The organism is Pseudomonas sp. TE3910 (assembly GCF_056279025.1).
The window spans coordinates 86,031-98,934 of the sequence record NZ_JBWBQN010000001.1 but is presented as its reverse complement, the minus strand read 5'-3'; the positions used below and the strand labels follow the sequence as shown (position 1 = coordinate 98,934).

Below are 12,904 nucleotides of genomic sequence, written 5' to 3'. Positions count from 1 at the left end.
GCACGCCTAAAAAAGCCCCCTCACCGTTCAGGTCGAGGGGGCTTTTTTGTTGCTCATTGCCCGCTTAACACTGCAACGCCTCGTCGGCAAACACCCCATCGTTTCTGGCGCCAAAATACACCGCCGCGGCGGCACCGACCGTACCCATGACCAGTGCAAAACCGGCACAGACCCAAGGGCTCCAAGGCATCAAGGCGATCAACATCAGCGGCGTGACACTGGCCCACAGGGCATAGGCGATGTTGTAGGTGAAGGAAATGCCCGACACGCGAATCTGAGCCGGGAACAAGCTGACCATCACCGAAGGCACGACGCCGACCACGCCACAGCTCAAGCCCGCCAAGGCGTAGGCTAACCCGGGCCAGCTCCAGCCACCGATCAGGCTGGCATACAAACCGGCGATGCCCAGCGGCAGTAATAGGCTGTAGATCGTCAAGGCGCGCCAGGCACCGATCCGATCAACCAAAAGGCCAGCCAGTACGCAGCCAATATTCAGAAAGACAATCCCGATGCTGCTCAGGGCAAAGGTATGGCCGGCCGTCATGCCAAACCGTTGCTGCATCACCGTTGGGGTGATGACCACCAGCACCACCACTGCCGAGGTCAGCACGCAGGTGAGCAGCACCGCCGGAACCAGCGCCTGGCGATGCTCACGCAATACCGTACGCAAGGGGAACGCCACTGGCTGTTCACGGCGCTCGCGCAGGGCCAGGAACACCGGCGTTTCACTCAGCCAACGACGTAGCCACACGCCGATCACCCCAAACACACCACCGAGCAGGAACGGCAGGCGCCAGGCGTAATCGAGTATTTCCTGGGGGCTGAACAGCTGCGCCAGCGCCGTTGCGGTCAGAGCGCCCAGCAGGTAGCCAAAGGTCAACCCCGCCTGCAAAAAGCCGAGGGCATAGCCACGGCGCCCGGGTGGCGCATGCTCAGCGACGAACACCCAGGCACTGGGCACCTCACCGCCGACCGCAGCCCCCTGGAAGATGCGCAAGGCCAACAGCAGCAGGGGCGCGAAGTAGCCAATCTCGGCATAGGTAGGCATCACACCGATGAGCAGGCAGGGCAGCGCCATCATCAAGATGCTCAGGCTGAACACCTTCTTGCGCCCCAGATGGTCGGCAAAGTGCGCCATCAGAATGCCGCCCAATGGACGAGCCAGATAACCGGTGACAAAGATGCCGAAACTTTGCAGCAGGCGTAGCCACTCTGGCATCTGCGGCGGGAAAAACAGCTGGCTCAGGGTCAGGGTGAAGAACACGAAAATGATGAAATCGTAGATCTCCAGCGCGCCGCCAAGGGCGGCCAGGCTGAGGGTCTTGTGGTCGCTACGCGACAGCCGCAGCGGGCTCACAGGGTGGGAGGCAGTCATGGCAGGTCCGTGGTCGAGAAACAGTCGACGCGCATCCTGGCGCGCGGGGCAGGCGCAAGAGGATAGCAAAAACAGTTTCAGGATTGCCGGGAAAAGACCGTCGGTCCCAGGCTGGAGCCACGCCCGGTATGCTTGGGCACGCTGGCACTGCCTCCAGGACCCGGCAGACGTGCGATCACCATCGGGGCGTCGATGATCGCCATGAACGCCTCCAGCGACTCGTTGTCTGGCACCCTCGGCAGCCTCACGCTCACCGCCTGGCGCTTCCCGGCGGGCACAGCGGGAATTTTCAAATGCTGCGATTCATAGAGCAAGGCGTGCTGGATCTGCGCATGAACACGGCAAAAGCGCTCCAGATCAACCCCCGCATGGCTTGCCAGGTCTATATTGCCGATCAACAGGTTGAAGGGCTGCAACGCATTCTGCACCAGGTGCTGCAACTCTTCGAAGGTGCGCACAGGCGCGATCCGGTAATAGCCCATGCCATTGAGCATCTTCTCCAATTGCAGAAGTTGCGTGGGGTGTTCATCGGCAATCAGGATTCGCAGTGCTTTGTTTGGCATCATCAACGACCAAGGTTGAGGACTGAGTGACAACTCCTTGACCATTACAGCGCCGGTGTTCAATGGCTGGCTATGGCGAGCACATCGCCAAATGATGGGTCTGTATTGATAGAAGTCGGGAAACCCGAGGAAATCAAGTCGACACCGCCCGATACCCAGTCGAGGCATCCTCCACCCCACTGGACGAGCGACAACCGATACTGTGCTAGACGATTACGGCCTGAAGACTGCCTGGGCATGAAAGCAGCGAAGATCGGGCGCTACTCCTGAGACGCGGCAAATAGCCACTCATCGGCAACGGACGCCGACGCCTCGACATAGCGTGATCGAGCCTTGGATTTGCGACTGCTGATCCTCGACATGCATGCACACTCCGGGCACCAGTGCCTGGCCCTGATGGTTGCCAGCGGGGCATGCCAGCTATGCCCGCGATCACACAGCCAATGAAGCTTGGTACTGTTGTTGACGTACGTCGTGGACAGGCATTGCCCGCCACGCGCCTGCGCCTCCCGCTGAGCATCACGAATGCTCAAGCGCTTGGCATCATGGACGCACACCGTGCACCAGGTTCCGCGAAGAAGCCGCTTACCCGTCGCACGCCACTCGTGCCCCTTTGCGCAACGCATGAGGTAGCGGGCAGCGGACCCCTCATAGCGATCGGCCAGGCAAACGCCGCCCCGCTCTGCCGCCTTGCGCTGCAACCGCGCCAGGCCATCCCGTAGACGATACTCGACCACCTTGCGCAGCCGGGCACATTCCGGACACCAGGTGCGCCTCAACACTTCATTACCCACCGACGCCCACACATGCCCCTGGGCGCAACGGAACGCGTAGGCCTGATGCCCACCCGCGTAGACCTCGGCCAGGCAGACTCCACCGTGCGAAGCAGCTACCTGCTGCAACCTGAGCAGACCATCCTTGCGGCGCATGCGCTGGCTGTGTTTCTCGTGCCCGCAGGTCGGGCAATTGGCACTGCGCAGCACGTGAGACCCCTTGCGGCGCCATTCATGCCCCTGCGGGCAACGAAAGCGGTGCATTGCATCAATGCCCAGCCACGCCGACTCCAGGCAGGTCACACCCGCGCATTCGGCCCGGGCAAACAAGCGCCGATCACGATCCTGTGCCATACACACCCGGCACCCTCCTGACCGCGGGCTCGAAATGACCAGAAGCGCCCTGCTGAACACGTGGTTGCGACTGCACCGGAACCGATACGCGGCCTCCTGGCCTCGCCACTCGCGATCCAGACACACAAGCCCCAACCGCACCATCGCCGCACGAAGGCGTGGCAAACGCTGAAGCAATGGGTTGTCATCCCACTCAGCTGCGCTGTGCTTGACCCCATCATCCAAAGCAATCCCTCCGGCAAAAAACACTTGATCCCTCACCTGGCTTTTCTGGCCGTACTTCACTCACGCCCGTATTTTTTGCGCCCCGACTGCCGCTAAAGGTCAACACCTGAAAGCCGTGCCCAAGCGATTGAAGGCCTGACCGCATCGCACGTGATGGGTGGCTGCAAACAGTCCCTGCCCTTTTTTCAGTAGCAGTAAACGGCATGCTCGCGCCTGCCGAAGCGCCTCGAATACGAAGGGTTCGAACGCTAGCAGATGGCCTTCTGGAGGGATGTAGGACGCTTCCGAAAGTTGTTACAAGGCCGATGCCGCCAGCTCCGCTTCACGCTCAGCGATAGCCGCTTCCAGCTCAGGCGAGCGCTTGGCCCACTGTTCGGGTGGCAAGGGTTTTGACCATTCGCTGATTTCGGGGTACGGAAGGTCGGGTGGGGGTGAGAGCTTCCAGCGTTCCAACACATCAATCAGCAGTGTGTTGAAAATAAACAGGCCGAAAAAACCTTCCCACAGCAGCGTCAAGAACCAGCCCTTGCGCTGTGCGGCCTCAAAACAGTCGTCAATGTATGTTGCCAGGATGCCCTTGGGGCGATGAAACCGAGCGGTACGGTCAACAACGGCGTGCGGCCCGACTTCCATGTAACTGCGCATGCACTCCCACAAGGCCATCGCCGTGGTACCGCCGCCACAGTTAAAACCCAGGCTGAAATGCTGATTACCTTCCTGTGCATCAGGATCGGGGTTGTCAAAGCCGATGATCAACAACCCCATTTCCATTCGCCCTCCTTGGCTGACGGTCGAATGCTGCACGGCCGCTGCGATCACCGATTCCCACGGCACAATCCAGTATTCACCGTCTTCGCGAGGGACGCAGACTTCGCGGCGCTGGCGATTGAAACGCAATGGCAAGGGGACTGGGCGGAACAGGCCGTGGATCATGATCAGTGCGGGGATACCCGTAATAATGCCTCCACCAATCAGCATGATTAAACTGAAGTCTGGCGCAATATTTCTAAACCCAAGCGTCAAGCCTAGATACAGCATTATCATGGGCCACAACACCATCACCCCCGCCCCTATGCTGTAGCTCCCAATATCGAGAAACACCTCATTCTTGCGCCAGATGGTGTTGAGCACATCCGCCGGTGGTTCACCCGTCGGGATCGGCAGGGGCGCCAAGTAGTCACGTTGTGAGAACAGGCGTTTTTTGGTTGTACCGGCTGCAGGTCTACTCATGCCGTTCCCGGCTCGACGCAGATGCCAACTTCGCCGCCAGCTCCGCCTCACGCTCAGCAATGGCTGCTTCGAGTTCAGGTGAGCGCTTGGCCCACTGTTCGGGTGGCAAGGGTTTTGACCATTCGCTGATTTCGGGGTACGGCAGGTCCGGTGGGGGTGAGAGCTTCCAGGTTTGCAGCATGAAGGCCAACGGCGCGCCGAACACGAACAGGGCAAACACCAGCCATAGTGCCTTGTGCATGCGCCCAGTGACGGCATACTCGCGAATGCCATCCATGTAATTGCAACATTCGCCCCAGAAGACGTTTCGCCCTTTAAGCCTTGCGCGGGCACCTGCAAAGTCGTTGGCTTCAGGTAGCGCCTGCGGCCCAACCTCCATGTAACTGCGCATGCACTCCCACAAGGCCATCGCCGTGGTACCGCCGCCACAGTTGAAACCCAGGCTGAAATGCTGGTTGCCTTCCTGTGCATCGGGATCGGGGTTGTCGAAGCCGATGAATAACAGCCCCATTTCCATTCGGCCCCCTTGGCTGACGGTCGAATGCTGCACGGCTGCTGCGGTCACCGATTCCCACGGCACAATCCAGTACTCACCGTCTTCGCGAGGGACGCAGACCTCGCGACGCTGGCGATTGAAACGCAATGGCAGGGGAACTGGACGGAACAGGCCGTGGATCATGATCAGTGCGGGGATACCCGTAATAATGCCTCCACCAATCAACATGATTAAACTGAAGTCTGGCGCAATATTTCTAAACCCAAGCGTCAAGCCTAGATACAGCATTATCATGGGCCACAAAACCATCACCCCCGCCCCTATGCTGTAGCTCCCAATATCGAGAAACACCTCATTCTTGCGCCAGATGGTGTTGAGCACATCCGCCGGCTGTTCACAGGTCGGGATCGGCAGGGGGGCCAGGTAGTCACGTTGTGAGAACAGGCGCTTTTTGGTCGTACCGGCTGCGGGTCTACTCATCATTTTCCCGGTACGAGGCAGGCACCAACTTTGCCGCCAGCTCCGCCTCACGCTCAGCAATGGCCGCTTCCAGTTCAGGTGAGCGCTTGGCCCACTGTTCGGGTGGCAAGGGTTTTGACCATTCGCTGATTTCGGGGTAAGGCAGGTCGGGTGGAGGTATCAGCTTCTTTTCCTGAAGATAAAATGCCAGTGGCGAACCCAAGAGAAACAGAAACGCACTTTCCTTCAGTGCCGTCAGCACATCGCCTTTGAGCAACGCACGAGCAATCTCCGCCAGCAAGAACAGTAGCCAGCAAAGCAGACTGCGACCTGAGCTTTCCCCCTCGAAGTTACAGCGTGGAACGGCCTGCGGTCCGACCTCCATGTAACTGCGTATGCACTCCCACAAGGCCATCGCCGTGGTGCCGCCACCGCAGTTGAAACCCAGACTGAAATGCTGGTTGTCTTCCTGTGCATCGGGGGCGGGGTTATCAAAACCGATGATCAACAGCCCCATCTCCAACCGCCCCCCTTGGCTAACGGTCGAATGCTGGACGGCCGCAGCGGTGACCGACTCCCACGGCACAATCCAGTACTCACCGTCTTCGCGAGGGACGCAGACTTCGCGACGCTGGCGATTGAAACGCAATGGCAAGGGGACTGGGCGGAACAGGCTTTGAATCAGGATGAACAGCGGAATGCCTGTGATACAGACGCCAAGCCAAAAAATATCTTCATCATTCAAAAAGTAAGCAAGTGCTAGAAACATCATCACGAGAGGCCACAGCACTCCCACTCCGGACCCAATGCTGTAGCTCCCAATATCCAGAAACACCCCATTCTTGCGCCAGATGGTGTTGAGCACATCCGCCGGCGGTTCACCGGTCGGAATCGGCAGGGGCGCGAGGTAGTCACGTTGCGAGAACAGGCGTTTCCTGGTCGTACCGGCTGCGGGTCTGCTCATTTTTGCCACGTCGGCTGCAGGTAGCGCGAGCATTGCTGCTGGTCACTCAACAGGTAATGCCGGGCACTGTCCAAACCGGGAGTAGGATCGTCACGCAGGGTGATGACCCCATCGTCTTGCGTGATGGTGAAGGCCACACCCCGCTCGCCGCCAACAAAGGCGCCGTCGCCGAGCAGTGCAGTCAGTGGCGTTCGGTAGTACACGCGCAATGAAACGCTAGCGGGCGGAAAGCTGAGGCTGCTGGACATGGAGAAGTCTCCCCGCAAACGCAGGCCTTGCCCCTCCTGGTGGGGGATCCAGGTGCATTGGCTTTTCTCCAGCCAGTATTTGCCTACCTCGGACCATAAGCGCGGCGGTTTAGCGGTGCTGTATGGGTTTCTCTTCAGTTGCTCATGCCAGGTATCGCGATCGATTGGGTCACCGATCATGGCCAGCGCCAGGTAGGTGCTGTGGGGTTCCGCACCCGGCAGGTCAAGGGTCAGTTGCTTGATCACCGAAATATTGCGGATACCGCTGGCATCGCCGGAATACACCGTGGTGTTGAGCACTTCAACACTGACCTTCGGCGCATACAGGATGCGGTACAACTGGGCGAGCTCCTGCTGCTGAGCCTCAGGGGAAACGGGCCTCAGGTCGCGCGCCCGCCGTTTGGACCAGCAGCAGTTGGCGAGAAAGGCCTGCAAGGGCTTTTGCTGGAAAAACCAGGCGATCAGGTACAGCACGCCCAGCCCGGCGATCAGGATCGTGACCGGCCCCATCCAGAGTGAAAAACCTGCAATTGCGGCATCAACGGTCATGATGCCAAAAATGGCCCGCGCGGTGTAAGTAATACCCAGTAGAGCCTGCGCGCCAAAAGCGGCCACTTGAGCCCCGACAACGGAGTGGCGCATATCAAGCCATGGATCTACAGAACCTTGGGAATTTTCCAACTGGATTTGCAGCGACTTGAACTCTTTGAGTGCTGCAGTTGCAGACAACCCACCAATAACCCCTCCAAAAAGTGTCAAAACAGGTGTCGTAAATGCTATCGGCCCTTTACCCGTAACAAACTCCTTAACCCCCAACCCCTTCCGAATCTGCATATCTACCACCGCCGTCAACGCCGCCCCGGCGTACAGAGTCGCGGAAATCGTGTCGTTGATCCGCTGCTTGTCCATCCCCTCCAGCGCACTGGCCTGGCTCAGGTAGCTATTGGCATTCCAGCTGTTGAGCAGGAGCACCATCAGGGCAATCAAGCCGCCGCTGTTTTGCACCACCTTGCTGTTGAAGATGCCCGCCGGTTGCCCCAGGCTAATGGCCCGCCCGGTCGACTGGGCCCAGCGCCACAGTTCCTCGGCCGAGTCACCAAACAGGCGCAGTACCGGTTTGCCAGCTTCCATGCCCCAGCGCGCCCCGGCCCCCGTGCCCAGCTTGATCGCCACCAGCAGGCTGTTCCAGGTCGGGCTCAGGGCCATGGCTTCCTCGCCCCTGAGCCGCAGCAAGGCCGCGCCGAGGCGTTTGACCAGGGTGTTCCATTCGCCATGGGGGGTACTGGCCCGCGCACCGATATCATCCAGGACCGCCCGGCTCAGCGGCGCCAGGGCCTTGGCCAGGGCTTCATAGGCGTTGCCGCGGTTTTCCTGGGCCAGGGCGCCGAGGATCTCGCTGTGGCGCGTGGCACTGTTCAACGCCGCTTCCAGGCTTGGGCTCCAGGCGAAGAACAGCTGGCGCAGCACACCGGGGTCGGGGCTGCGGACATAGTCGGCGTATTGCTCGGCGCCTTTGTCGTGCAGGCACTGGGCGCTGAGGCAGGCAGTGGCCAGGCGGTCGAGCCAGGCGCGGGTGCCGCTGTCGTCATAATCGACCCACCAGGTCGCACGGTGGTGACGCTTTAAATACAGGTCACGGTCGGCATACAGCAGCGCATGGCGCTCGTTGACCTGCGCGTAGTGGGCCGGTGCGGTGTGGTCGAGCCAGGTGTTCAGGGCCGGCAGGTCGATGTATTCCTCGACCCGGGCGCCCGCTCTTTGGGCCAGGTTGGTGACTTTGTCGGCGCGGTACTGGCGAACCAGGGTTTCGACTTCGTTGTACAGGTCAATCGGAATGAAGGCGCGCACCGGGGCGGTGGCCTCGGCGATCTGCTCGCGCAGCGCCCAGAGCTTTTCATCGGCCTGCCGATGGCTGTAGGCCATCCCGCGCTGCTGGTTGATCCGTGCCTCTTCCTTGAACAGCTCGTCGAGGCGCCGGTGAGCCTTGAGCAGGATGTCGCCCTGCTCGGTGCTGAACTCGATTTCCCGGCCCGGGCCGCTGTCGTTGCTCTTGTGGTAAACGTAACGCAGCCGGCCCGCCACTTCCGCGGCATCCTCGGTGATCAGGCTGCGAACAAAGCCCCCCACACTCAGGCGCAGGGTGTTGTCCTGGGTCCACTGCTCATGGCGGGTTTGCACCTGCTCCTGCTCATGGTTGATGTCGCGCAGCACGCCCAGCTCATCGTCCAGGCAGGCGAACACGCGGTACAGGGCCTTGGCCTGGGCGTGGATGGTCGCCAGCCAGTCCTTGACCTGCAAGGCGTCCCAGCGCTCGGCGCTCCATTCACCGGTGGGCGGGGTGTCGGCGCTCACCTCGGCGTACTGCTCCGCCGCCTTGGCCCGCTCCTGGTTGTGGTACATGGCATCGGTGTAGGCCTTGATACTGGCCGGTGTGGGGGCCGCGATCATCTGATCGCCGAGGATTTCGGCGTGCTGCGCGTACTCCGTGCGCTGATGCTCAATGGCCAATGCCCGCAGGTAACTCTCGGGCAGTAGCTCGGCGAGCACCTGGTCGGCGTGTTCCCAGGGCGGGCAATGCGGCGCCTGAAGGGTGTCGGCCACTTGTCGCAGGTCCAGGTGGCGCATGTGCCGGTCGCGCACCTTGCGTTCACTCAGCCGGGCACACTGTTCAGGCCCGATGGGGTGTTCGGTGAAGCTCATCCAGGCGTCGTGGTGTTTATCCAGCGCCAGGCCGACAAGGGTGCCGCTGGACACGCGGCCAGGCGCGTCGTGGAGCGCCTGCTCCAGCAACAGGCCGTTGTCGGCCACCGCATAGCGCTTGAGCGGGCCTTCTTGGTGCCACAGGTAGAGGTAACCGCAACGCAGGCGGCGCGCCGCCATGGCATGGCTTTGCGGCACAACCCCAGGGTCGCAGCATGGGTGGCTGGCCCACTCCTCGGCCAGGGCGTAGCGCACCGGAACGACAAAGATCTCGGGCTGCGAGGCTTGGCAAAGCTCGACCGGGCTGTTGATGTCGACATGGGGATGAGCCCTGGCGTCCCGCTCAGCATTGGCCAGCTGGCAGACATAGGCTTTCTTTTCGGCGCTCATTCCATGCGCTCCTTATGGTGGAGGGGGTGTTGGGACAATTCAGTCAGCAGGTTGCTCAAGCGCTGTTCAGGCAGCAGGCCTGGCTCCTTCAGGCGCTTTCGGTACACACCGTGCTCCGGGCCATCGGGAAATGCCTCGCCAAACCGGGCGTAAAGCGCGACCCAGCACATCACCTCGTCTTCCGCGCTGAACCCCTGGCGCTCGGCACTGCGGCGGCAGGCCATTGCCCACTGACGCCGGGCCGGCTCATCCAGGCCCTCGAAACAGTCGGGGAAATGGCGCAGGCCGTGCTCGACAAGCCGATGATCGAAGCCCTCCCGCTGGGCTTGAACGATATGTGCCAGTTGCTCGCTGCTCAGGTGAAGCCAGGGTGTGCTGGCGTAACGGGCACTCGGTTGTTCGGGGTTGTGCTGGGTAATCCGTAATTCGCTGCCATCGGCCTCAGGCAGTTGAACACAGCGGATCGGCCCCATTACCCGATCACGGGCGGCAGGCGTCAGGCCCGTTAGCCACAAGCGAGCGATACGCGGGTCGACGTAGCGAAAGAACGCGCTGCACCCGCCATCGAGCTGTACATGTACCAGGCTGCGCAGGTGTTCGAGCAGTTCATACTCATCCACGTCGGTTTCCAGCCAGAGGCCGGCACTGGCTCGCCAAGTCATGGCAAAGGTGCGCGCCAGGTCACTGTCGGGCACGACCGGGATCAGTATCGGGCTGCAGTCGATCAGGTCGGCATACGCCGTGTTCAGGTACAACAGGTGCATCGGGGCATCAGGCGCCAGCTGTGCGAGGCGTGTAGGCAGGTGCTGAATCTGCAGGCTGTCGAGCAACAGGTAAGCGCCGCTCATGCTTTGAGCGCCGCCAGTTTCTGGCATATGGCACAGACACCCGCCGTTTTTTGCGCCGCTCGCTGCAGCGCCTGCTGCTGTGAATCCAGTGCCATGGCTACCAATGCCTCTACCTGCTCCGCCTGTGCCAAAGCCACCGCCGTGCCCGTCACTGGCGCGCCGCCCACTTGAATCTCGCTGCTGCTGAAGATGCCGCCCGCGCCAATCACGATGTGTTGGCCACCGGCTTTCAGCGTGAGGCTTACCCCTGCGTCGAGGACCATCCTCGCGCCCGCCTTGAGGTGCACCTCCTGCCCTGCCTCTGTCGCCAGCGTCTGCCCAACCCGGGTGTGGCTGCTGGCCCCCACCTCCAGGTACTCATTGGCCTTGAGCTGCACCTTGCGATCCGCCTTGACCGTGTAGTGCTCCTCCGCCTCCAGTACCGTGATGCTGTTGCCCGCGACCCGGGCCGCGTACTCACCGCCCACCTCCAGCCGGCTGTCACGCTCGACCTTCTGCTCCAGGTCTCGCTGGGCGCGCAGGTAGATCAGTTCGTGACCTTTGCGGTCCTCCACATGCAGTTCGTTGTAGCCACCACCACCCGGTGTACTGCGGCTGCGAAACACGCTGCGGGTCTTGTTCGCCGGTAAGGCATGGGGCACCGGGTTGAGGCTATTGGGTAGGCAACCGCTGACCAGCGGACGGTCCGGGTCGCCCTCCAAAAAGACCACCAATACCTCCATGCCCACCCGTGGAATGCTGACGCTGCCGTGGCCATTGCCGGCCCAGCCCGAGGCGACCCGCAGCCAGCAACTGCTCTGGTCGTTGTGCTGGCCCTCGCGGTCCCAGTGGAACTGCACCTTGACCCGGCCATAGGCGTCGCAATAGACCTCTTCGCCTTTCGGGCCGGTGACCCGGGCCGTCTGGCTGCCCAGTACACGGGGCTTGTGGTACGCCTGCTGCGGACGGTAGAACACGTCCCAGGGGGTGGCGCTAAAGTGGTTGCGATAGCCCTGCGAGAAGCCGTCATCCGCCGCTGTGCAGTCGGCAGTCATGCTCTCCTCCAGCACTTGCGGTTGCTTGCCTTCGTGCTGAATTTCAGTCAGCAGCCACAGGTCGTTCCAGGCCTGGCACGGGTGGCCGGACAGCTCCAGCAGATGGCCCGTCACCAGGCTCGGCTGGTCGCTTCGGCCCTCGGCAACCCGGTGCTCGGCCCGGTGGCGCTCCAGGGCGCGCTGGCTGAGTCGCTTGCCCTCCCCGCCCTGCAGAAAACCACCGGGGTAGGTGTAATCCTCCGGGTTCGGCTCCGGGTAGGCCGTATCGACCTGACGCTCGGCCTCGAGCACGAAACTGGATTTCTCGAAGTCGTAGTCGCGCCAGAACGTACGCCGGGTGCGCGCTTCCACGCGCAGGTTGAAACGGCTGATTACCGGCTCGTCGGCCACCAGGCCGCTGTCCTGTTGGTAAGGGGTGGGCTGGCCGAGTTTGGGGAAAAAGGTCTGGTGGTCACTGAACACCACCGTGTGCCCGGTGCGGCTGTGCCGGAAGGTATAACTGACGCCCTCCTCGAAGCACAGGCGCTGCAGAAAGTGCAGGTCGGACTCGCCGTACTGCACGCAGTACTCCCGTGGGGTACTGGTCTTTTCCAGGTGCAATTGGTAGGCATCGCTGAGGATGCCGTGTTCCTCAAGCACCTGGGCGATGATCTGCGCCAGCGTGCGCTGCTGGAAAATCCGGTGGTTGCGGCGCAACCCGAGGTAGGCCAGTTGCGGCACCAGCCTCAGGTTGTAGCGGGTCAGGCGCTTGCCCGCATCGCCCTGCGAAACGCGGTAAACCTGCCCATGAATGCCGGCGCCCTGCGCGTTGAACGCCAGGAAAGCCTGCTTGTGCAGCAAGGTTTCAAGCTCAAGGTCTGCGCGCTCGCTGACCAAGGCCACATCAAAAGCAAAGGGTGTGCTGATGGCTTCCGTGCCGGTGAATGACAGCACCTGAAGGTCGTGCTGAAGGTCATCGATCGTCAGGCTGAAGTGCGCGTGATTGGCGGCTGAGAACATCCCTGGTCCCCCGGTGGCTGCTGCGAGGCACGGACGCTAACAAATCAAGCCACGGGATGGATGTAGGACGCTTCCGAAATTGATCGAAAGGGCCGTAAAAAGCACTCGAGGATCGAGTGATTTTGTGCACTTTTTGTGGGAAGCAGGCTTGCCAACGGTACCGAGTCGATTCCATCGCGGGCAAGCCCGCTCCTACCCCTGTGGGCGTTGGCTTGCCAACGATGCAGACGCCACGTGCTCACTGGC

General features: G+C 61.5%; 9 protein-coding genes. All 9 read right to left on the bottom strand.

What is annotated here, in order from left to right; translation table 11 throughout:
* Positions 1-64: 64 nt before the first annotated feature.
* Entirely contained in the window at positions 65-1,375 is a 1,311-nt protein-coding gene (locus ACZ9H3_RS00425) for an MFS transporter (RefSeq protein ID WP_065761842.1), read from the bottom strand.
* Between the two features lie 77 nt (positions 1,376-1,452).
* Positions 1,453-1,938 (bottom strand): histidine kinase, encoded by a 486-nt coding sequence (locus ACZ9H3_RS00420; protein WP_099776585.1) that lies wholly within the window; start codon positions 1,936-1,938, stop codon positions 1,453-1,455.
* Between the two features lie 260 nt (positions 1,939-2,198).
* Positions 2,199-3,065, bottom strand: a complete 867-nt coding sequence (locus tag ACZ9H3_RS00415) for a hypothetical protein (protein ID WP_145991816.1) — start codon at positions 3,063-3,065, stop codon at positions 2,199-2,201.
* Between the two features lie 519 nt (positions 3,066-3,584).
* Positions 3,585-4,520, bottom strand: a complete 936-nt coding sequence (locus tag ACZ9H3_RS00410) for a hypothetical protein (RefSeq protein ID WP_476218960.1) — start codon at positions 4,518-4,520, stop codon at positions 3,585-3,587.
* The gene (locus ACZ9H3_RS00405; protein ID WP_476218959.1) at positions 4,513-5,496 is read right to left on the bottom strand and encodes a DUF6708 domain-containing protein; all 984 of its coding nucleotides are present in this window, start codon (positions 5,494-5,496) and stop codon (positions 4,513-4,515) included. The genes ACZ9H3_RS00410 and ACZ9H3_RS00405 overlap by 8 nt, the downstream gene beginning before the upstream one ends.
* On the bottom strand, positions 5,489-6,439 hold the full coding sequence (locus tag ACZ9H3_RS00400; RefSeq protein ID WP_476222660.1) for a DUF6708 domain-containing protein: 951 nt from the start codon (positions 6,437-6,439) through the stop codon (positions 5,489-5,491). The genes ACZ9H3_RS00405 and ACZ9H3_RS00400 overlap by 8 nt, the downstream gene beginning before the upstream one ends.
* Complete coding sequence (locus tag ACZ9H3_RS00395) at positions 6,436-9,777, bottom strand: toxin VasX (RefSeq protein WP_476218958.1); 3,342 nt, start codon at positions 9,775-9,777, stop codon at positions 6,436-6,438. The genes ACZ9H3_RS00400 and ACZ9H3_RS00395 overlap by 4 nt, the downstream gene beginning before the upstream one ends.
* Positions 9,774-10,625: a DUF4123 domain-containing protein gene (locus ACZ9H3_RS00390; RefSeq protein ID WP_476218956.1), complete on the bottom strand. Its 852-nt coding sequence runs from the start codon at positions 10,623-10,625 to the stop codon at positions 9,774-9,776. Before ACZ9H3_RS00390 ends, ACZ9H3_RS00395 begins: the two co-directional genes overlap by 4 nt.
* Positions 10,622-12,658, bottom strand: a complete 2,037-nt coding sequence (locus ACZ9H3_RS00385; RefSeq protein WP_476218954.1) for a type VI secretion system Vgr family protein — start codon at positions 12,656-12,658, stop codon at positions 10,622-10,624. The genes ACZ9H3_RS00390 and ACZ9H3_RS00385 overlap by 4 nt, the downstream gene beginning before the upstream one ends.
* Positions 12,659-12,904: the final 246 nt, after the last annotated feature.